This window comes from Kiloniella majae (assembly GCF_002118315.1).
In the GTDB taxonomy this organism is placed as follows: domain Bacteria; phylum Pseudomonadota; class Alphaproteobacteria; order Kiloniellales; family Kiloniellaceae; genus Kiloniella; species Kiloniella majae.
In genome coordinates, this window is the sequence record NZ_MTSZ01000001.1 from 451,517 (window position 1) to 471,810 (window position 20,294).

General features: G+C 46.4%; 20 protein-coding genes and 1 riboswitch. Of the genes, 10 read left to right on the forward strand and 10 right to left on the reverse strand.

The genetic code is table 11. The features are described 5' to 3' along the window. Window positions 1–18: 18 nt before the first annotated feature. Both BKB51_RS02150 and BKB51_RS02155 read right to left on the reverse strand, forming a co-directional pair. The gene (locus tag BKB51_RS02150; RefSeq protein ID WP_085899445.1) at window positions 19–3,252 is read right to left on the reverse strand and encodes a transporter substrate-binding domain-containing protein; all 3,234 of its coding nucleotides are present in this window, start codon (window positions 3,250–3,252) and stop codon (window positions 19–21) included. Window positions 3,253–3,426: 174 nt separating this feature from the next. Continuing rightward, window positions 3,427–5,034: a tetratricopeptide repeat protein gene (locus tag BKB51_RS02155; protein ID WP_085899446.1), complete on the reverse strand. Its 1,608-nt coding sequence runs from the start codon at window positions 5,032–5,034 to the stop codon at window positions 3,427–3,429. A gap of 167 nt (window positions 5,035–5,201) precedes the next feature. After that, window positions 5,202–5,423, forward strand: a riboswitch (cobalamin riboswitch). Between the two features lie 108 nt (window positions 5,424–5,531). Between BKB51_RS02155 and BKB51_RS02160 the strand changes: the two genes are divergently transcribed. From BKB51_RS02160 to BKB51_RS02180, 5 genes are all read left to right on the forward strand, one after another. Next, window positions 5,532–5,720 carry a hypothetical protein gene (locus BKB51_RS02160; RefSeq protein ID WP_085899447.1) on the forward strand — a complete coding sequence of 63 codons (189 nt, stop codon included), beginning with the start codon at window positions 5,532–5,534 and terminating at the stop codon, window positions 5,718–5,720. Window positions 5,721–5,788: 68 nt separating this feature from the next. Next, window positions 5,789–6,586, forward strand: coding sequence for an ABC transporter ATP-binding protein (locus BKB51_RS02165; RefSeq protein WP_085899448.1), 798 nt, complete (start codon window positions 5,789–5,791; stop codon window positions 6,584–6,586). Between the two features lie 25 nt (window positions 6,587–6,611). Then, window positions 6,612–7,607, forward strand: coding sequence for an ABC transporter substrate-binding protein (locus tag BKB51_RS02170; RefSeq protein WP_085899449.1), 996 nt, complete (start codon window positions 6,612–6,614; stop codon window positions 7,605–7,607). A 33-nt stretch (window positions 7,608–7,640) separates the two neighbouring features. Further along, complete coding sequence (locus BKB51_RS02175) at window positions 7,641–8,732, forward strand: FecCD family ABC transporter permease (RefSeq protein WP_085899450.1); 1,092 nt, start codon at window positions 7,641–7,643, stop codon at window positions 8,730–8,732. Between the two features lie 70 nt (window positions 8,733–8,802). Continuing rightward, window positions 8,803–9,291 (forward strand): GNAT family N-acetyltransferase, encoded by a 489-nt coding sequence (locus tag BKB51_RS02180; protein ID WP_085899451.1) that lies wholly within the window; start codon window positions 8,803–8,805, stop codon window positions 9,289–9,291. Between the two features lie 57 nt (window positions 9,292–9,348). Here the strand turns inward: BKB51_RS02180 and BKB51_RS02185 are convergent, their stop codons facing one another. The 3 genes from BKB51_RS02185 to BKB51_RS02195 form a co-directional block, all read right to left on the reverse strand. Next, window positions 9,349–9,903, reverse strand: a complete 555-nt coding sequence (locus tag BKB51_RS02185; RefSeq protein WP_085899452.1) for an antibiotic biosynthesis monooxygenase — start codon at window positions 9,901–9,903, stop codon at window positions 9,349–9,351. Then, window positions 9,900–10,943, reverse strand: coding sequence for a glutathione S-transferase family protein (locus BKB51_RS02190; RefSeq protein ID WP_085899453.1), 1,044 nt, complete (start codon window positions 10,941–10,943; stop codon window positions 9,900–9,902). The genes BKB51_RS02185 and BKB51_RS02190 overlap by 4 nt, the downstream gene beginning before the upstream one ends. 198 nt (window positions 10,944–11,141) lie before the next feature. Beyond that, on the reverse strand, window positions 11,142–11,954 hold the full coding sequence (locus BKB51_RS02195) for a VOC family protein (protein WP_085899454.1): 813 nt from the start codon (window positions 11,952–11,954) through the stop codon (window positions 11,142–11,144). A gap of 113 nt (window positions 11,955–12,067) precedes the next feature. On the opposite strand from BKB51_RS02195, the gene BKB51_RS02200 reads away from it, so the two are divergent. After that, window positions 12,068–13,915: an ATP-binding protein gene (locus BKB51_RS02200; RefSeq protein ID WP_085899455.1), complete on the forward strand. Its 1,848-nt coding sequence runs from the start codon at window positions 12,068–12,070 to the stop codon at window positions 13,913–13,915. A 45-nt stretch (window positions 13,916–13,960) separates the two neighbouring features. Here BKB51_RS02200 and BKB51_RS02205 read toward each other — a convergent pair whose 3' ends face one another. Next, the gene (locus BKB51_RS02205; protein ID WP_085899456.1) at window positions 13,961–14,326 is read right to left on the reverse strand and encodes a YybH family protein; all 366 of its coding nucleotides are present in this window, start codon (window positions 14,324–14,326) and stop codon (window positions 13,961–13,963) included. 175 nt (window positions 14,327–14,501) lie between these two features. Here BKB51_RS02205 and BKB51_RS02210 point away from each other — a divergent pair, with 175 nt between their 5' ends. Together BKB51_RS02210 and BKB51_RS02215 are read left to right on the forward strand one after the other, a co-directional pair. Then, window positions 14,502–15,371, forward strand: coding sequence for a LysR family transcriptional regulator (locus BKB51_RS02210; protein WP_125911764.1), 870 nt, complete (start codon window positions 14,502–14,504; stop codon window positions 15,369–15,371). 24 nt (window positions 15,372–15,395) lie between these two features. Next, a complete protein-coding gene (locus BKB51_RS02215) occupies window positions 15,396–15,752 on the forward strand; it encodes a hypothetical protein (protein ID WP_085899458.1) in 357 nt (118 codons plus the stop codon). 25 nt (window positions 15,753–15,777) lie between these two features. On the opposite strand, the gene BKB51_RS02220 is transcribed toward BKB51_RS02215, so the two are convergent. Both BKB51_RS02220 and BKB51_RS02225 read right to left on the reverse strand, forming a co-directional pair. Further along, window positions 15,778–16,236 carry a GNAT family N-acetyltransferase gene (locus BKB51_RS02220; protein ID WP_085899459.1) on the reverse strand — a complete coding sequence of 153 codons (459 nt, stop codon included), beginning with the start codon at window positions 16,234–16,236 and terminating at the stop codon, window positions 15,778–15,780. Between the two features lie 13 nt (window positions 16,237–16,249). After that, window positions 16,250–16,654 carry a gamma-glutamylcyclotransferase family protein gene (locus BKB51_RS02225; RefSeq protein ID WP_085899460.1) on the reverse strand — a complete coding sequence of 135 codons (405 nt, stop codon included), beginning with the start codon at window positions 16,652–16,654 and terminating at the stop codon, window positions 16,250–16,252. A 377-nt stretch (window positions 16,655–17,031) separates the two neighbouring features. Here BKB51_RS02225 and BKB51_RS02230 point away from each other — a divergent pair, with 377 nt between their 5' ends. After that, entirely contained in the window at window positions 17,032–17,844 is an 813-nt protein-coding gene (locus tag BKB51_RS02230; RefSeq protein WP_085899461.1) for a DUF2189 domain-containing protein, read from the forward strand. A 61-nt stretch (window positions 17,845–17,905) separates the two neighbouring features. On the opposite strand, the gene BKB51_RS02235 is transcribed toward BKB51_RS02230, so the two are convergent. Together BKB51_RS02235 and BKB51_RS02240 are read right to left on the reverse strand one after the other, a co-directional pair. Further along, complete coding sequence (locus BKB51_RS02235; protein WP_158090116.1) at window positions 17,906–18,346, reverse strand: cupredoxin domain-containing protein; 441 nt, start codon at window positions 18,344–18,346, stop codon at window positions 17,906–17,908. 70 nt (window positions 18,347–18,416) lie between these two features. Continuing rightward, window positions 18,417–18,986: a DUF4142 domain-containing protein gene (locus BKB51_RS02240; RefSeq protein WP_085899463.1), complete on the reverse strand. Its 570-nt coding sequence runs from the start codon at window positions 18,984–18,986 to the stop codon at window positions 18,417–18,419. A 238-nt stretch (window positions 18,987–19,224) separates the two neighbouring features. Between BKB51_RS02240 and BKB51_RS02245 the strand changes: the two genes are divergently transcribed. Next, the gene (locus BKB51_RS02245) at window positions 19,225–20,160 is read left to right on the forward strand and encodes an AraC family transcriptional regulator (protein WP_085899464.1); all 936 of its coding nucleotides are present in this window, start codon (window positions 19,225–19,227) and stop codon (window positions 20,158–20,160) included. Window positions 20,161–20,294 lie beyond the last annotated feature (134 nt).

The following is a 20,294-nucleotide window of genomic DNA, read 5'->3' on the forward strand; positions in this document are numbered from 1 at the left end:
AATGGTACGCTTAGCGTATCAATTCGGGACGACACGACTGGCAGGAATAATAAAGCTCACTGTTGTGCCTTTGCCCCGTTTGCTTTCTACTTTGATTTCACCATCATGAAGCTCTGCCATACGCACACAGAGGGTTAAGCCTAGCCCCGTTCCCTCTGACGATCGTATCAGGGGGTCTTGTCCACGATTGAATACTTCGAGGATGTCATCGATTTCATCTTCGGGAATACCAATCCCTGTGTCTTTAACCGAAAGAACGATTTCTCCGACCTCTGTCATATGATCAGCAATGGTGATTGTCCCTCCGTCAGGCGTAAACTTAATCGCATTTTCCACAAGATTAATCAGTATTTGCTTCACATGACGAATATCTACCCTTACCTGGGGAAGAGCGTCCGACGCATGCCAGTGAATTGTTTTCTTGGGGCTGTTTATCTTCCCTTCGATCAGACCTTTGACAATGTCGATCACGTCACCTGTGGTTGTTAGCTCTTCGTTTAGGGACATTTCGCCCAAATCGATAACCGATAAATCCATCAAATCATCAACAAGTTCGAGCATATGTTTCCCGGCCGATTGAATATGATTTAGATATTCCGAAGACTTATCTTCATTGAGCTGTTTCTTTTTGTTCATCAGCATAAATTCTGTGTAGCCAATAATGGCGTTCAACGGCGTCCGGAATTCATGGGAAAGGTTAGTCAAGAAGGTATCTTTAGCCTGATTGGCACGATTGGCACTCTCTTCGGCCTTGCGGCGCTCTTTGACCTCATGAATAAGCCGGGTGTTATTATCCCGCAGGTTCCTGCTCTGCAGATCCATACGACGTTGCAGATAGGTATTCCATCCAAAAAACAGAACCAAAATGCCCAAGCTGCCCGCCGTAATCTGCCAAAAGATTGTGTAATCCGCTTCAGGTTCAACCTGTAACCCGATCCATTTATTCCTGATTTCACGGTGTTTTTCATCCGGGATGGACTGAAGCGCCTTTTTCATAATGAAAGCAAACTCGGGCCAATCGCTGCGCACACCCATGCTGATTTCGTTTTTGAACGGCGTCTGTCCCGCAACACGTATATTCAACAATCCCTTTTCGCGCAGGGTCTGGCCGGTCACCAGAATACTGCCAATATAGGCATCAACCTCATGAGCATTCAGCAGGTCAATGCCCGCCTCAACCGTTTTTACCTCGACCAATTCCAGTCCCCAGTTACCTGCGCGAATATTTTCGGTGACAGCATAGTTTTCAACAATCGCGACCTTCTTGTTCTTAAGGCCCGCGATGCCATCAATGTAGGGGACACTATCAAGCGCGAAAATAACAAGAGGCAATTGCAAGTACGGGTCAGTAAAGGAACTATATTCTTTACGGGAAATAGTGGGAGCCGCAGCAGAGAACATATCAAGCTCGCGATCTTTCACCATCTCTACACTGGTTGCCCAGTTGTACTGTTTACTAATTTCAAAGGTAACACCCAAACGCTCGGACAGTTCGTTCAAATAGTCAATTGCAACGCCTTTAAAGACACCGTTCTCATCGACGTATTCCACTGGCGGGAATTCCAAATCTGCTGCAACCCTGATGACTGGATGTGCCTTGAGCCAACTACGTTCTTCACTGCTTAACAACAACTTGCGTTGTGGGTCTTCAACCCAGTCTTTTAAAATAACGCGTTGTTCTGACAAAGAAATGCTATCCAGCGCTTTTTGCAGGATAGCTTGTAAAACAGGATTATCTTTTCGAACCGCTATCGCATTTATGGATGACGTTTCTTCCAGCTTTCCATGTTGGGATAAATTATCGATAAGCTCGTTACGGATAACATACATCGCCGCAGCCCGGTTCCCCACATAGGCATCCACCTGCTTTTTCGTGACCGCATCCAAAGCATCACTGGTCGTCGCATAGGTTTTCACTTCAATCGAAGGATGATTTTTACGAAACTCATTCGTTAAGAAAAAATCTTCTTCCAACGCAACGGTTTTTCCCTTTAAATCATCCAGTTCGTTATAATAAACACTATCTTTACGCGCAAAAATCACATGCGGCACATTCAGATAGGGCGTCGTGAACAGCAATCGTTCTCTTCGACTGGCCGAGGGAGTGATATCCATCAAAGCATCGATTTCACCGCGTTCCAATTGCCCTAACAACATTCCCCAATCGCCCGGTACCAGTTTGATTGCTCCGTTCAGGCGTTTGTTGAAAAGATAGGCGAGGTCAACACCAATTCCCTTTGCCTGTCCGCTATCGTCCAGATAGTCCATAGGCGGCCAGGCGTTCATCATACCAATCTTGATTTCCGGATTATTCCGAAGCCACTTTTTCTCCTCATCGTCCAGAACAAAGGGCGGCGTCTGATTGTAGCGATCAATAATATCGTCGAGGATCGGTATCCAGTTTGAGGTGATTCTGTTCTTTTTACGCAAAGGCATTTCGCTCAGCACTTTGTCAATAATCCCGACAAGTTCCGGCCAATCTTTGCGCACAGCAAAACGCTGTCCGTTATTACGCAGATCATACTTACTGGCCACTCGCAGGTTAACCAGACCGTATTCCTGTGCCACATAGATACTGACACCCAATACACCGACGTAGGCATCTGCATCATCAATCGCCACCGCCTGTAGCCCCTGCAAAGGTGTATCGACATAGACAGGAACGATATCGGGATAATCAGTCAGCACCCGTTGTGTCGAGGCATAGTCTTTGACCAGCGCAACGCGTTTACCAATAAGATCCGTTGGATGCTGCATATTGCGTCGCCCGACCTGAGACATAATAACCAACGGCGTGTTAATATAGATCTGCGAGAAGTTGAGAAATTCGTCCCGCTTCGGGGTTTTCACCGCCGTTGCAATAACATCTATCGCCTTTTCTTTGGCACCACTGATTATTTCCGGCCAGGTTAGATCGGGCATGATTTCAAACTTCAGCCCCGTCTCGCTTTCGATGTGTCGAACAAAGTCCGGTGCTATGCCTCGGTATCCTCCGGCGCTTTTTTGAAAACTATAGGGCGCATAGTCACCATCAATGCCAATGCGAATAACCGGATGTTCTTCAATCCAGTTTTTTTCAGATGGTGTTAGTTCTATGGCAAAGGCCGTTTGCGTTAAAGAAAACAAGGCTAACGATAACGTAGCTAAAAAGGCACAAAATGTTTTGCGAAAACTGAGCTTATAACACACCAATTTTCCAAAGAATGCATCCCCGACAAACTCGACACAGTTGCGCCACCAAATCCCAGCCACGTTTTAGGCCCCCTGATTTCGATCAACCCCTTATACCGCCATCCTTTAAATAGATCGTTTTCAGTACAAGAATGCAACCAAAAGTAACTTTATTCGCGATTTACTGAGAGAAAAGTAATTCACATGAACAATGTAAGTGAAACGGAAATGACGTAACGCAACTGAGAACTTAGATCATCCTTGACCCAACACATAGCTTTTTGCAAGGTAGAGGCATCCTAATGTGTTGTCATCGTTACATGCCTGAATATAAAGTGCCCTTGCTAACATATAATTTACTTCAACGCCGCGGCCTTCTTCGTACATATTACCAAGCTGTACACAACTCCATGAATTTCCACTGTAGCATCCTTTTGTGAAAAAAGCCGCTGCAACTGAATAATCCTGTCCAACGCCACGACCTTCTTCGTACATACTCCCCAATAGAGAGCACCCCCAGGCATCTCCACCACCACATCCACGATTATATAGTGGCATTGCTATTGAATAATCCTGTTCAACGCCGCGACCCTTTTCATAAAGAAAACCAAGGCGAGAACAACCCCAAGCGTTTTCACCTTCACACCCTTGGGAAAAGAAGCTCGCGGCTATTGAATAATCCTGTTCAACGCCATCGCCTCTTTCATACATATACCCCAATTGAGAGCAGCCCCAAGCGTTGTTATCATCACACCCTTTCTCAAAGAAGTTAACAGCTGTTGAATAATTCTGATCTACGCCACGACCTCTTTCATAAAGAAGGCCAAGGCGAGAGCAACCCCAAGCGTTTTCACCTTCACACCCTTGGGAAAAGAGGCTAACGGCTGTTGAATAGTTCTGATCAACGCCATGACCCTTTTCATACATGTATCCTAATTGAGAACAGCCCCAGGCGTTGTTATCATCACACCCTTTTCTAAAGAAATTCACGGCTACCGAATAATCCTGTTCAACGCCACGACCGTTTTTATAGAGAAAGCCTAAACGCGAACAGCTCCAACCATTTCCACCGTCGCATCCTCGATTATACAAACTCATCGCTGCCGAATAATCCTGATCGACACCATTTCCTGTTTCATAGAGAAAACCTAGGCGAGAACAACCCCAAGCATTTCCATATTCACACCCTTGATTATAGAATTTCACTGCTGTTGAAAAATTCCGATCAACACCACGGCCTTTTTCATACATAAAGCCAACATTGCTACAGCCTTTTGCATAGTTTCCATTACAAGCTTGTTTGAAAAGTAAAACGGCCTTTTCCTCATCCTGAGGTAAAGAGTTCCCATACTTGTAATTACGGCCTAAAGAGTTGCAACTTTTCGCTTGCCCTTGATTACAGCTTTTTTCATAAAATTCTGCTGTCTGATTTTTATTACGATTACCACTCTCTTTTGTAATAATGTCGGTAAATGATTTTTCGTGGTAACAGCCTTTTTCTTTTCCCGCTTCGCACATATTTTTAAAAAGAGAAACAATTCTTGTCCTCTCAAAAGCCTCTATTCTGCCATTGACATACATCCAGCCAACATAACCACAACTTTCCGTGTATTCAGAATCACAGGCTAGAATAAAATATTCAAACGCTTCCCTATCACTTTGAGCAACACGCCGACCGTTAAAGTATTGCAAACCGATAGTATTACAGGCTTCACCATCTCCATTGAGACAACTTCGCTCGACCAACACATCATTGATGTCACGTTGGAAAATCAATAAAGCAATAGATACTAAAAGCGCGACAAGAAGATACGCCCATCTATGCTTTATGGGGCTCTCACCGATTAATTTATTTTCAGACATGTAAGTTCAATTTCAGTAAGGTTCAAAATACACTTAAAAATTGATAATGATTTTATTTTATTAAACTAAGGTAAAAACAGGCATTTGATATAAATGCATCAAGTACAACTTTATTATAAACCAACTCATGTCTTTATTTTTTCATCTTGATTATTCCTTAGAACTTTGACAGCATCCGCAGCGATGGTTTCTGGATATCAAAGCTGAGTCCGGAATGAAAAGGGAACACGGTGCGGTGTAACCATCAGGTGCCAATTCCGTGACTGCCCCCGCAACTGTAAGCGGCGAGCCACTCTGAAATTTACCACTGAACCTCAATCAGGTTCGGGAAGGTTCAGAAGTTGCTGCGACCCGCAAGTCAGGAGACCTGCCATCTTTGTGATTAACGCTAACCGGGCGGGGTGCCTCGGGATAGAGTGATAAAGATGGTTATCCGGCACGACAGCCGCGACCTGATATCCCTGTTCCACTCTCTCTGCTCTGGCACGGAGGGTGCTATGAAAAAAACAGTCAATTTATTCGGCTCATTGTCGACGACCCCGTCCAATACGTCTGGCTGGCCCTATGCACAGCTATCGGGCATGAAATCTCAGTGTTCAAACTCTTGGGCTACTAAACGCCAAGCTAGTGCCCTGCCAATCCTGAAACAAAACCAGCGCTTCTTTGATATTGCGCTACAGGATTAAAACTAGCAGATAAAAATAGTTACGTTATAACATAACAAACCCTCAATTAATTAAAGCAAGCTCAATAAATGAACCCTGTGTCACTTCAGGCCCCTACATCACTTCAAGCAACGGACCTCTCATGGGGCCCCAAAGGGCAACCTGATCTTTTGTCGGGCATCAGCTTTCGTGCAGAACCCGGCCGTATACTGGGGATTGTCGGTCCCAACGGTGCGGGAAAATCAAGCCTGTTACGCCTGCTCTATCGCTTCCATCGTCCTAGTCGCGGACAGGTATGGATAGATGATCAGGACCTCTGGGAGATGTCTCCTCGCACTGCAGCACAAAAAATCGCTGCCGTACTTCAAGAACAGCCAACTGATTTTGCTTTGAGCGTCGGGGAAATTGTTGCCCTTGGCCGCACACCGCACCGTCGGGGTTTTTCACAAATCGGCTCGCGGGACAAAGCGATCATTGATACAGCCCTGACAACCTTGAACTTGCAAGGTTTTGCCAAACGCTCTTTTGGCACCCTGTCAGGTGGTGAACGTCAACGCGTAATGGTCGCCCGTGCCCTTGCCCAGGAACCCCAAGTTCTGATTTTGGATGAACCGACAAATCATCTCGATATTCGTCACCAACTCGAAGTGCTCTCACTGCTTCGTAAACTTGATATGACCATCATCACCAGCCTGCATGACCTCAATCTGGTGGGACAATATACAGATGATGTTCTTGTTCTCGCCAACGGTCACTGCCTGGCTTTCGGTCCTTCAGATAAAGTTCTCACCGAACCTCTGGTTGATCGCGCATTTGGTGTAACCAGTCGAATTGAACGTCTAGTGCCAAGCAATCAATCACATTTTACCTTTCATCTCGAACCTTAGATTTATGCTTCTATCGGAGAAAAATATGCACAAAAATTCTCGCCCCGTTTCTAGTTCCATTTCGGGTTTATTATCTGGTGGTCTTTTATCACTCACTGTGACAGCCACGACCCTTCTCTCCCCCCTACAGGCTGCCGCTGATCCCGTCACCGTACAAAGCTGTAATCGTCAGGTTACTTTTGACACACCGCCAAAGGCTGCTGTTTCCAACGATGTTAACCTGACAGAAATGATGCTGGTCCTCGGCCTTCGCGATCGCATGGTCGGCTATACCGGTATTTCCGGCTGGAAAACACTGGACGAAAAAATGCGCGATGGTGTTGCCGAGCTACCAGAATTATCTGAAAAATATCCAACAAAGGAAGTTTTGATCGGGGCTGATGCCGACTTCTATTTTGCCGGGTGGAACTATGGCATGAAAGTTGGTGGCGAAGTAACGCCGGAAACCCTGACACCCTTTGGTATCAAGGTTTATGAGCTGACTGAATCCTGCATCCATATTGGTGAAAAGAGCAAAGTCACCATGCAGGATATGTACAATGACCTGCTCAACCTGGGGGCTATTTTTGGTGTTAAAGAAAAAGCCCAAGCGCTTGTTTCCGAATATAAATCTGAACTATCCGATTTTGAAAATGGTCTGAAAAAACCAGCCAATCCATTGCGGGTTTTTGTCTATGACAGCGGCGAAGACAAGCCGTTTACAGCCGGACGTTATGCCATGCCAACGGCCATAATAGAAGCGGCTGGCGGCACCAACATCATGGATGATTTTGATAAAAGCTGGGCAAAGGTCGGTTGGGAAGCTGTTGTGGATCGCAATCCGGAAGTTGTTGTGATCGTGAACTATGGCAATGTCACTGCCGAGCAAAAAATCGCCTATATGAAAAACAACCCGGCCTTTGCCAATATTGATGCCGTTAAAAATGATCGCTTTGTGGTTCTGGAATATGTCGAAGCAACACCCGGTCCCCGTAATATCGACGCTGTAAAGAAACTGGCAACAGCCTTTTACGGCTCATAAGAACGAACAGGCATCAAGGGGAGGTTGGTAAAGATGAGTAGTATCACGCCACGTGCAGGGGAAAAGTCAAACTGGATAACACCATCACTATGGAAAGTGTTTTTCCAAGAAAGAAAGTTTGCCTTTCTCATCATATCTGGGCTTTGCGGCCTGCTCTTTTCGATCTCCCTTGCTGTATCTGTGGGGGCAATTCCTGTCCCTCAACAAACCGTTTGGTCCATCCTAATTAATAAACTCAGTCCCGGCACGCTTGAACAAAGCTGGTCCGTTGGCCGGGAAGCCATCGTCTGGGACATTCGTTTCCCCCGGGTTATTCTGGCCGGGTTGGTGGGGGCCGGACTGGCTTTGGTCGGAGCGACATTACAGGCTGTTACCCGAAACCCGCTTGCAGATCCTCACCTTTTGGGGATCTCTTCCGGCGCAGCCTTCGGGGCTATTCTGGCCTTATTGCACACAGGCATTTTTCTTGGCCTTATCACTGTGCCTTTGTTTGCCTTTGTCGGCGCTCTAGGAGCTTCCGCGCTGGTTTTGCTGGTCTCACGCATGACATCCGCAACCTCTGCAGATCGCTTGATACTGGCCGGTGTTGCCGTGTCCTTTGTAGTGATGGCCGGAGCGAACATACTGATCTTTATCGGTGATCCCAAATCAACTCATACCGTTGTTTTCTGGATGCTTGGCGGCTTGGGTCTCGCCCAATGGTCACAGCTACTTTACCCCTTGGTAATCCTTATTATCGGCGGGTTATATTTTTGGCTGAAATCGACAGAGCTCAACGCCATGACAGTGGGCGATGAAACCGCTTCTACACTAGGTATTCCTGTTGCCCGTTTTCGCTTGACGATATTTGTTGTCGGGGCACTTGTCACCGGCGTTATGGTCGCCTTTTCCGGTATGATCGGTTTTGTCGGCCTGATGGTGCCGCATATCCTTCGCCGTTTTGTCGGTGGTAACTATCGCTATGTTTTACCCGGTTCTGCACTGGTTGGGGCAATCTTCCTGATCTGGGCTGATATCATCGCACGTACGATCATGGCCCCCGAAGATATGCCCATTGGCATTATAACCGGCCTGATCGGCGGTCTGTTCTTTATCTGGCTTTTAGGTCGCGGACAACGAGGGTAAACGACATCTCGTCAATTACGTTATCTCCAAACAAAAACAAAGCTCTATCAGCAAATAAAAGGAAAAAACTGTGGGTACAACTCCATCTGTTGAAATTCGAGAAATAACAAAGAGCGATATAGATACCCTTTATGAACTGATCATTGCCATTGCCCGACATCACGATCAGGAACAATACGTTCTGACAACGCAAGAACAGCTTCGCCAAGCAGCCTTTCCCGATGGTCAGAGCCCTGCAAAATTTAGTGCTCTGCTTGCCGAGGTAACAGATAGTAACGGAGCGATAAAAATCGCGGGCTACGCATCCTTCACATGGAACTATTCCATTTGGCTCGGTGGAAATTTAATGAATATTGATGACGTTTTTGTCTGGGATGAATTTCGTGGACAGAAGCTTGGCGAAAAACTGATGCTCGCCGCCCGCGACCTTTGCAGAGAAAAAGGCGTTGAACGACTGCGTTGGGAAGTCCAACAAGACAATGACAAAGCAATTAATTTCTACCAACGCCTCGGCGCCCGCGTGGATATCAAGGGTGTCTGTAAATGGAGCATCGAATAAAGCCCAGATAGTTGAAAGCAGACACCTTATCCACATCGCCTCTGATATTCTTGATACTTATTTGGCTATTAACCATGGCTGTAGCAAACGACTGAGCCAGGGCATAATTGGCCAGGTTAATAAGGCGGATAGCACAACCACAATAATAAAGACCTGAAGCAGCTGAGGTAGTGATCCTATAATCGGGGCTGTCAGTTCCAATAAAAGGATCAGCATCGGATAAACACCAATGACACTCAGAACTATGCGCTTCCAAATTGGGGGCAACCCGGGTGGCAATCCTGCTTCTGCCCCTTCTATATGATCGAACCAAAGTCCGATCCCTGATGCTTCTACGATATCTGCAGCTCCGCCTGTGATAGCTTCGATTTGAGAAAGCTTCTTTTGAATCAGTTTGTTTTTCCGCCATTGCTGCGCGGCTTTCTCATCAGCCCAACGGGACAGAACTGTATATTCAATCTGATGAGGACGATTATAACGAACGGTATCAACGGACAAAAAACCATCTTCAGCTTCGAAAAACTGGTGTAGTTCATCAACCAGCGCCTCATAGCGATCCTGTTTAGATAGGGGAACATAGTCTGTTACAGCAAGAACAACAGGATTACTCATGATACCGCTTTCAAAACAGTGTTTTGGTTGTTTTCCTGATCAGCAACAGAACTTCTTGTAAAATTCAAATCCGGACCGACCGGAATGATACCACTTGGGTTCAACCCCCGCAGGCTGCCCCAATAATGTGTTTTGATCTGATCCAGCTTTACCGTTTGCGCAATATTACCATGCTCATAAACTCTCTTTAACAAGCCGGACAGGTTCGGATAGTCAGCAATACGGCGAATGTTACATTTGAACAGGGCCACATACACAGGATCAAAGCGAACAAGTGTTGTGAAGAGGCGCAAATCTGCTTCTGTCAATTGATTGCCCACAAGATAATCCAGACCAATCAGGCGCTTTTCAAGAATATCCAGCGTATCGAATAACTCATTTACGGCATCTTCATAAGCTGCTTGGGTTCCGGCAAACCCACAACGATACACACCATTATTGATCTTTTGATAAACAAGATCATTCACCGCATCAATTTCGCTCAGCAATTCATCTGGCACAAAGTTAATATCATTTCCGGCAACCCCAACAAAGGCAGTGTTCAGCATACGCATAATCTCGGCTGATTCGTTACTCACAATGGTCTTCAGCTTTTTGTCCCACAGTACAGGCACACTCACCCGCCCTGTGTAGTTTGGATCAGCCAAGGTATAGATTTCATGCAAAAAGGATTTATCCGACAGATGATCTGAAAACCCGCCCTCTTGATCGGTGAACTCCCACCCATCGTCCTTTAAGATCGGATTTACTGTTGAGACGGAAATTGCGTCTTCCAGTCCCTTTAGAGAACGCATAATCAAGGTACGATGCGCCCAGGGGCAAGCATAACTGACATAGAGGTGATAACGCCCAACTTCAGGAGCAAACTTTGCATCTCTTTGACTTTGTCCCTTTTCATTGATGGCGACATCTTCATTTATACCCGCATCAGATGATATCCAGTTCCGAAAAGACGTTTCTTCGCGATGATACTTTCCATCCTTGGATACCTTGATTTCGCTTTCACGGGTCCAAACACCATTAATCAATTTCCCTGGCATAATCTTGGTTCCTTTTATTGTGAGTTGCTCTATTTGTTCGTCTTGAAGAACAATATGAACTAACAACAAAATCAGAACAAGGTAGATAAAATGAATTACATAGTTCTAAAAACAGAACAATTAAATGATAGACCTCTCAACAGCACCTACCTGCTGGCAGCACTTTTTCAGGCGCTTTTAAATAATATTTTTACAAGATTAAATCGTCGACAATTCCGTTAACGTAACTCTGTTCTCGACAGGACCAGTCTCACCATCACAGGACGTATCCCCAAAAGAAAAGCCGTCGAAACCTGTTTGATCCATGGATACCTGTGAAATCAGCACTGCCGGATCTTCCCAGTGCTGTAGCTCAATCAAGCTATAGGGGCGCCGCCAAAGCCATTCACGGTTATCAACAGCTTCAAGATCTGGAACAGGCAAAGCCTCGTTATTCCAGCTGTAAAAATAGAGACAAAACCCCCTGTCACTTACAGGTTGGATCGACATCAGGCGCATTCCCAGTTTATCCTCGAAATAGTCCCGAGCTGCCCCCAGATCAGTAACACGCAGGGTAATATGTGCCAGAATAGCCTGATCTGCGATAACATGGCCAGACGCAAGAGTACCGCGATCAAGAGCTTCTGCATTCCCCTCAAATCCCTGTTGCAGCAATTCAATATGGAAGCCCTTGGGGTCGGTCATCTTGGTCATATAGCCAATATCCCTGAACTGACAGGGATCATTCAAGACGAGACCTTTCTCCCGAAAATAACTGACGGCTTCGTCCAGATTCTTGAGGGTAATACCGATTTTCCAATAAAAATCTTTTACCCCAAAATTTGTTATTGGCGCTTGATAGTTAGAAACATCTGCTTTTTGAAACACCAGACTATTTTGCGAACAGTCAAAACTGAACGCAATACTATCGGCGTCACGATAAACAACCGTCATCCCGAGCAAATCAGCATAAAATGCTTCAAGGTCAGTAAAGTCGCTGACCCGAAAATAGGTGGCGGTAATCCGTTTCACTTTTGATACTCCTTAACTTAAGGGAGAATTAACTCTGCACTTTCTATAGTAAGTAACAATTTGTCTTTCTGCAGGTCTGCAATTTACAGATTTCAAAACCATAGGCTGTCATATTGTTCAGGTTACTTCGATACTTTTCCATTACCAGTGCACTGGCCATTTTGCTTGTGACCTTTAGCCTGTCCTATCTCTATTGGAAAAAAGAAAATACCCAGCTCACAAATGTTATCGAAACGCAAAATGTTGCCCTTGCTCAGTCCTTTGCCAATATTATCTGGCCCCGTTACAGCAACTATGTAAATAGCGTCTCCAACCTTGATGGAGATGGCCTTCGTGTTCGCCCCGAAACCCGGGACATTCACAGAGTGCTCAAATCCTTGACCAGAAACACCCCCATTTTAAAAATCAAGATGTATAGTCTAAACGGCCTGACCGTCTATTCATCTGAATTTGCCCAGATGGGGGACAGCAAGGTCGGCAATGCCAACTTCGAAGCAACCCTGACAGATTTACAACCCCATACAAAAAATTCCTTTCGTGAAACCTTCCCCACTTTTGACGGCGAAGTAAAAAACCGTCATCTGGTAGAAAGTTATATCCCGATCAAAGGCCCGGACGGCAAGCTGGAAGGCGTCTTTGAGCTTTACAGCGATGCCACACCGCTTGTTGAACATATTGAAAAAACCACCTTTCAGGTCGTGACAGGGCTGTTGTTATGTTTCGGCGTCCTCTATGCGGTTCTTTTTCTCATTGTACGCCATGCAGATAACATTATGCGCAAACAACTTGATGACATCCACAAAGCACAGGAAGCAGCAACCACCGCCAACGCCGCGAAATCCAATTTCCTTGCCACCATGAGCCATGAAATCAGAACACCTCTGAACGGTGTTTTGGGGTTGGCACAACTGCTCATGGATACAGATCTGAACAAGGATCAGCAGAAAAAAGTAAAAACGATTTTATCTTCTGGTGAAACCCTTCTGGCTATTATCAATGATGTCCTGGATATGAGCCGGATCGAAGCTGCAAGCATTGAGTTGGAAGAAAAAACCTTTGACCTTCGCGAACTTGTCACCGTCATTGCCACCCCTTTTCAGGGCCAGATTGACAGTAAGGGACTGGAACTCAAAGTCACTTATAACATTGATCAAGCCCCCATCCTCAACGGCGACCCTGTCAGGCTCCGGCAAATTTTGTGGAACCTAATCAGCAATGCAATTAAATTTACCGAGCAAGGCTCTATCACAGTCTCTATCAACAGTGTTCCCCAAAACGACATCCGGGTAAAAGAAGTCAAAGATTGCGCCTATCTCATTTCAATCATCGATACAGGCCCCGGCATTGCCCCGGACAGGGTGAATTCGATTTTCGATCCCTTTACTCAGGAAGATAGCAGTATCAACCGAAAACACGGGGGCACCGGACTCGGCTTAACAATCGTAAAACAGCTCGCCGAACTTATGGGCGGTGACGTTTTCATTGACAGTAAGCTTGGTCAAGGAACCCGCTTTGATGTTGTTTTACCCTTTATGGAATCAACAATTGAAGACTTCGACAGCCCCCTCATCACTAGGCCAACATCACAAAAGGCCATCAAGGTACTCATTGCTGAAGATAACGATCTGAATGCAACGATTGCCATTGCTTTTCTTAAAAAGTCCGGTTGCGAAGTCAAACGGGTTGAGAATGGTAAAAAAGCTGTAGACGCCGCCGAGGAAGGCTGGGCCGATCTGATCTTGATGGATATCCACATGCCGGAAATGAACGGCATGGAAGCCACAGAGATCATCAAGGCAACAGACCACGGAAAATACCTGCCCATCATTGGCCTGACAGCCGAGGCTTTCCTTGAACGACACACTGAGTTCCTTGAGGCAGGTATGGACGATATCCTAACCAAACCCTTTACCGAGCAACAGCTTAACGAAACACTGGATCGATATAGAGCGGCGTCCTAAATCTGCTCGCTGATCACCTCTGTCAATTTTCACCCAGCAAGGGACCTACCCCTGAGCTTCGAAATGGTCTTCCCGCAGCGCCATCGTGCCATCGGCCTGAAGGACCCAGAGTTCGCGTGTAATAATTCCTTGCGCCTTATTCATCTTCCAGCCACTGGTCAAAAGGGCTGATGTCTCGTCCAGAACCGTGATTTCCGGATTGAGATAGTCAACACCCGTAAAACCGTCATTGATCAGGTTCTGCCAGAAACACTGAATTTCTGTATGCCCGGTAAAGGTACCAAAGGGCGTGGCAACCATAACTGCATCTGCTTCGTAACAGGCGGCACACCCGGCGGCATCGCCTGAATTAAAGGCCGTTTTCCACTTTTCACTCGCTTTGATAACCACTGTTTTTAGATCTGTTGTCATCTCTCTGTCTCCTCAGTTTATCCGAATATCCTTGAGCCAATTGGCACGCTTCCTATTTGGCCCACGTCCCATCTGGTTCGTTTCCCACCAGGCTCATCTCAGGATCTTTATTGCATGAGAAGACAAAGACGATAAGATAGGATTAGATGATTTCATAGTTTAGGAAAATTAAACAGTGAAGCCGAATGTACACGACATGTTGACCTTTATTGAGGTTGTTGATACGCGCTCGTTCACGACCGCATCCACCCGTTTAGGACGCAGTAAATCCGCAATCAGCCAAACCATTTCCCGGCTGGAAGCAGATATGAATACCCGCCTGCTCCAACGCAGCACCCGTTCATTGACCCTGACCGATGCAGGCGCACGTTTCTATGACAGCTGCCTAACCATAAAGGATGCCTACAACACCGCGCTTGAAAGCATTTGGGAAGACCAGGGCAATCCACAGGGCACTCTGTCTATTACCGCCCCTCACGCGCTTTGCGCCGCTGTTATCACCCCGGCAATCAAACTCTATCTGGACCGTTATCCCCGGATGTCTGTTCGTCTGGTCGCCGAAGATGCCTCGATCAAACTTATCGAAGAGCATATCGATCTCGCCATCCGTGTCGGCAAGCTAGCCGGACAAACCGCCCGTATAACCAAGATTGGAACTTTAAGCGAAAGCCTCTATGCACATCCAGATTACATCAAAGCGCAAGGCGGCATTCCAAATGACCTGAACGATTTGAAAAAGTGGGGCCATATTGCCAATGAATGGCAGGGAAACCCGGTAACTTATAGCTTATCAAAAGGGGTTTCTTTTAAAGTTTTACCCCGTGCACGCTGTAACAGCCTGCCCGATATCCTAAAACTCACCCAAAGTGGCCTCGGGATTGCCAGATTACCAGACATCACGGCAACATCAATCGCCGCAATCAGTTCTCTGATCAAAGTATCTCCCCTTGGTGTCGCCCCGATCTATGCCTTGCACCAGTTTGATACAAAACCGCCACAACGCGTCCGCGATTTCATCTCACTTATCCGCGAACAGTTGCGATGAGACCCTTTTGGCAGAGACAAGCATATGAAAAATAATAAATTTGCAGTGGTTGGCTTCCTTTTTATCCTCGCCGTCGTGATCGGAAACATCCTTTACTTTCATCAGAAGGATCAGGTAGCTGTCTATGCAACACAATCAGATACAACCATCGAAGTATCCCCTGCTGAAAACATCCCTCTGCAAGCCATTGCTTTTGCCTTTGCAGAAACCGCTGAAATTTATGTTCAGGATGGCTATAATCTTAGGCTAAAAGAACCTCAGCCTACCAATTGTGCAAAATGCTTTAGCTTCATTTTTGATCACTATGGTGATCCCGGTGTTGTCTATGAATTGACCGTGCGCATTAACGAACAGGGACAAGCTGAATGGATAGAAGAATAAGATCGTCAATCTCGCGAAACGCGACTTAATATTGCTTCGCCATCTCTGTTGTCCCAGACCAGCCCAAATGTTCATAGAGGGGGCGTCCTTTGCTGGTTGCATGAAGGATTGCATAGCAAATGCCCCTGCGTTGGAACTCAGCATCTGCCATCTTCATTAAATCCGTCGCAATACCCTGCCCGCGATAGTCAGGTTCGACAAACATATTAAGCACATAACCCCGGCGATCATCTTGCGGGTGCGAAGGGTGTGGCGGCCAGTCAATAACCATCAAGCCAATACCGCCAATGACATCCCCCTCGTTTTCAACAATAAAGCCAAAATAACTTCCATCCGCAAGGCGTGGTCCCAACCACTCGCGAAAGGGCAAATGCATGGTCGTGAGTTCTTCTTCGCGAGGCTTCCCACTCGCCCGGAACATCTTCTGGCGATGCTCACAAATCAAATCCAGATCCCGGCTTTCAACTGACCTTGTTCTTAGCATTGTTAATTCCACTTCAAACGAACGATCTGACGTGTGCCAGAAATTCATCTGGAAAGCCAAGGCGGGTTGTCACGTCCAATAACTTTTCAGCATAGGCACGGTTGGTGCCACGGATCAGATGGCTGGGCAGGTTGTAACAGATGACGTCTTCCTCTGTACCATCTTGATAGACGGCGATTAGTTTTTCCGGTTGATATTCCTTTACACCGTCATCGGCGTAGAGTTCGGTAACCTGTGTTTGTTCCAGTGTCATAACAACACCGTAAGACCTGGCCCCGGCTTCATTGACAAGTGAAGCACGTTCACCAATTTTGAGGGCATAATTATCGACCCATGCTTTTTGCGAAAAGCTCGGCACAAGTCCTTTGGCAAGCAGCAAATCCTTGTCCATAAACAGACCATAGAAAAACACCTTCATGGTTCAATCCCTCTTGAAACACCCCAAAAACCCAAACCCCGACAAATCAAAACTTTCGATTTTTATCTTAGCTCAATAGCCTAAAATTATGACAGCATAATCTCGTCATGCTTGTGTCCATCAGACAGTCTTCACAGCGCTTCACCGGACTTTGATCCCATATGATCGTGGACAAGATGACGAAATCGCCCTTTTCGTGTACTATAGCGATTAGATAAGCGGATAGCGGCCCTGTTGGGCGGCACAATAACCGCCTTTGAGGAATGGCAGATTGTTTGGTGCTGCCCTTTTGATCGGCGGTTGCCTGTCGTCCGGCTATGAAGTTGTATCACGTTGTTAGTGCTGTTCGCGAACCCACTGGTTCAGGAGAAAAGCTAATGCCGAAAGCAGCAACTCAATACGATCCTGTTGTCGATCTGAACAGGACAGCCGTGAAAAGCGTTCCGAAAATCAATAAAATCACTGTTGAAGATCTTATGGATGTTATCGCCAAAGGACTGAGCGACTTCAAACAAAAGCCAAGTCATATTATACTGCTAGTCGTGATCTATCCGATCATCGGCCTTTTGGCTGCACGCATGGCTGCCGGATATGATATTATCCCCCTCGTCTTTCCGATTGTAACCGGTTTTGCCCTGCTCGGTCCTATCGCTGCTTTGGGCATGTATGAACTTAGCCGCCGCAGGGAAAAGGGAATGAGCCTGGCATGGCGTCACGTCTTTAATATCTGTCATTCCCCCGCCATCGGATCAATCAGTGCGTTAGGGATATTGCTCACCGTTATTTTTCTGGTCTGGCTGGTTACAGCGCTTATGCTTTTCAAAACAATTTTCGGTACAACAGAAATCACCTCTATTGGTGTCTTTATCAGTCAGGTTTTAACGACCCCCGCAGGGTGGAACCTGATCCTTATTGGCTGTGGCGTTGGCTTTATCTTTGCTGTTGTCGTGCTTTCCATCAGCGTTATTTCTTTCCCCATGCTGCTGGACAAAGACATCAGCGCAGCATTGGCGGTACAGACATCGGTCAAGGTTGTCATGACCAACCCCATCCCCATCATGGTTTGGGGAGCCATTGTTGCAGGTTCAATGCTTGTCGGGTCCATCCCGTTTTTTGTCGGGCTTTGCGTGGTAATGCCTGTGCTCGGACATTCCACATGGCACCTTTATCGCAAAGTGGTGACGGAATAAACACAAGTTCTATCAAATACTTATCACCAAATCTGAGCCGTTAATCACAATAACTGGCGGCTCAGGTTTTCTTCTTTTCTCTCAAACGAATTTCACCCCTCATATGAGGGTGGAAAAGGCAATAATATTCTCCGGCCATGTCTTCGGTAACAATCAGTGTCCGACGCTGATTTAATGTAAGCTCTTCCGTATCCCAGTGCCCATCAAGGGCCGTTGCCGTATGCGGACTGATATCACGGTTGATCCAACGGATCTTATCCCCCGAACAGACCTCAATCACGTCAGGTACAAAAACAAGATTACGAATTTCCACCGTATGTTCCCGACTGTCATCGGCAGCTTGTGCCAAACGGGAAACTCCAGCCAAAGAGCTCCCTCCGGCCAATATCCCAGCAGAGAGCCGGGTTGATGCAACAAGAAACCCCGTTGCACCAGCCAAGTTCATTGTTCCTGCTAAAAAAGACCGCCGTTCTGATCCCTTGTTATTTATATATTTCGGCATTACAGCACCTTTCATTACGGGTCATTACGGGACATTACAGGATTTTCAGTATCTTTTTTTGCAGAGGATCTTACTTCAGCTTCTTGACCATCATTTCCGCGTGCCCCTCATGAGCCTTGAAGATCTTAAGTCCTTGTTTGAACAACGCTTTTACTTCTTCATTTTCAATATTGGGGATAAAACTATGTTCAACCAACTCATTGACGGCCTTGTGATAGGCCAGTTCATTTGCGGCATAGGCCCGGTCAAATTCCACACCACGCAAAGCAGCCAGATCTGTGATGATCTTTTCAGAGTTTTTGTTCAAAGTCTGGCTTAGGAAATTATCCTGTGCCTGTGCGCCTAACTTGCCTAGAAGATCAAGCGCAGCTTTGTTAACCGCTTCATGGTCCCGGATCATAGTCTCGGCAAATTTCCGAACGTCAGGATTATCAGATAAGGCAAGCGCCAAATGTGCGTATTTGATATCAATGTTATCTGCACTGTAGGCAACATGAGCAATTTCCAGATCATTCAATTCAGCAGGATTTTCCGCCGCAGCAGGTACTGAGAAAGCAATACCAAAAGAGATTACGCCAAGGGTAAGCACTTTCATTGTTTCATTGCCCAGTTTCTGTACTTCAGAGATCAGTTTCTTCATTTTCTGTCCATTCTTCGTCAATAGATTTGATCAAAACGCGATGAAACAGGAAAGACTGAATAGACCGAACTGTGAATGCCTGAGAGTTCACAATATATGGCAGATCGTTCAAACCACTGGACGTCACTTCAAAGCCTGCACATAGTTAAACAACAGAGCCTACGATCTAGAGGGAAGGTCCTGTTAAAGGTCTGAGTGATTAAAGATCAGTGCGGGAAACGTTTGAAAGGTTTAGGTTATGCTGGATGCACTAAGTGATATTCTCACACGTCTTTCCGTGAAAGGTACCCTGTATTTTCGCACCTCCTTTACCTCAACCTGGGGCTTGGAAGTTCCTCCCTTTGAAAACGCGGCACGTTTTCACTTTGCACACCGGGGAACCTGTAAAGTTATGATCAACAAGACAGGTGAAAATCTGGTTCTTGCACAGGGCGATCTGGTGATCATCCCGCACGGGGCCAGCCATAGTCTTTTTTGCGAGAACACCTCACCCCACGAAATCCTGCCGTTGGATCGTGTTCTTGAAGAGTCCGGCTATAAAGGCGACGGTGTTTTGGTCTATGGTGGCGGTGATATCGAAAAAGAAACCCAATTGATCTGCGGTCATTTTTCCTTCGCCAGAGATGCAAGGCACATGATCTTTGATCAATTGCCTGATTATATTCACATTCCCAACTATGGCGAAACCGCCGGAAAATGGATGGAAGCAACCCTGCGCATGATTGGGGATGAAACCGGGGGCTCCAAATTTGGCGGTGATCTCATCGCCTTGAAAATGTCCGAAGTTATCTTTGCCCAAGCCATCCGAACCTTTATTGAAAACCAAGGGTCAGATATCACAGGCCTAGCCGCCTTTGCCGACCCGCATATTTCGCGCGCATTAAATGCTTTTCACAAAGCACCGGCCGAGAGTTGGTCAGTGGAAAGCCTCGCCCGTGAAGCGGGATTGTCACGAACTTCCTTTGCACAGCATTTTGCCAAAAAGATGGGCGTTACCCCCATTCAGTATCTGACGTCATGGCGTATGCAAATTGCACGGCAAGGATTGGTAGAACAGAAAATGAATGTTGCCGAAGTTGCTGCCTTGATCGGCTACGCATCGGAATCAGCTTTTTCCCGTGTCTTCAAAAAAGAAGTGGGCGCATCCCCGGCAGAATACAGAACAACCCATTAGTTTGAACGATCAGGCATATTTCCCGAACCATCTGAACTTCATCGTCCGAAAAACTCCCTTACATTGATCTTATGAGTTTCGAACCGTCTTTCCTCACAAGAGGAAAAGGCTCCTCAAAGACCGTTCGAATTTAC

What these genes read in the sequence shown, in the direction of transcription:
- BKB51_RS02155 (WP_085899446.1), bottom strand. Translation starts at nt 5,034, where the DNA reads ATGTCTGAAAATAAATTAATCGGTGAGAGCCCCATAAAGCATAGATGG.
- BKB51_RS02160 (WP_085899447.1), top strand. Translation starts at nt 5,532, where the DNA reads ATGAAAAAAACAGTCAATTTATTCGGCTCATTGTCGACGACCCCGTCC.
- BKB51_RS02165 (WP_085899448.1), top strand. Translation starts at nt 5,789, where the DNA reads ATGAACCCTGTGTCACTTCAGGCCCCTACATCACTTCAAGCAACGGAC.
- BKB51_RS02170 (WP_085899449.1), top strand. Translation starts at nt 6,612, where the DNA reads ATGCACAAAAATTCTCGCCCCGTTTCTAGTTCCATTTCGGGTTTATTA.
- BKB51_RS02175 (WP_085899450.1), top strand. Translation starts at nt 7,641, where the DNA reads ATGAGTAGTATCACGCCACGTGCAGGGGAAAAGTCAAACTGGATAACA.
- BKB51_RS02185 (WP_085899452.1), bottom strand. Translation starts at nt 9,903, where the DNA reads ATGAGTAATCCTGTTGTTCTTGCTGTAACAGACTATGTTCCCCTATCT.
- BKB51_RS02190 (WP_085899453.1), bottom strand. Translation starts at nt 10,943, where the DNA reads ATGCCAGGGAAATTGATTAATGGTGTTTGGACCCGTGAAAGCGAAATC.
- BKB51_RS02205 (WP_085899456.1), bottom strand. Translation starts at nt 14,326, where the DNA reads ATGACAACAGATCTAAAAACAGTGGTTATCAAAGCGAGTGAAAAGTGG.
- BKB51_RS02215 (WP_085899458.1), top strand. Translation starts at nt 15,396, where the DNA reads ATGAAAAATAATAAATTTGCAGTGGTTGGCTTCCTTTTTATCCTCGCC.
- BKB51_RS02220 (WP_085899459.1), bottom strand. Translation starts at nt 16,236, where the DNA reads ATGCTAAGAACAAGGTCAGTTGAAAGCCGGGATCTGGATTTGATTTGT.
- BKB51_RS02225 (WP_085899460.1), bottom strand. Translation starts at nt 16,654, where the DNA reads ATGAAGGTGTTTTTCTATGGTCTGTTTATGGACAAGGATTTGCTGCTT.
- BKB51_RS02230 (WP_085899461.1), top strand. Translation starts at nt 17,032, where the DNA reads ATGCCGAAAGCAGCAACTCAATACGATCCTGTTGTCGATCTGAACAGG.
- BKB51_RS02235 (WP_158090116.1), bottom strand. Translation starts at nt 18,346, where the DNA reads ATGCCGAAATATATAAATAACAAGGGATCAGAACGGCGGTCTTTTTTA.
- BKB51_RS02240 (WP_085899463.1), bottom strand. Translation starts at nt 18,986, where the DNA reads ATGAAGAAACTGATCTCTGAAGTACAGAAACTGGGCAATGAAACAATG.
- BKB51_RS02245 (WP_085899464.1), top strand. Translation starts at nt 19,225, where the DNA reads ATGCTGGATGCACTAAGTGATATTCTCACACGTCTTTCCGTGAAAGGT.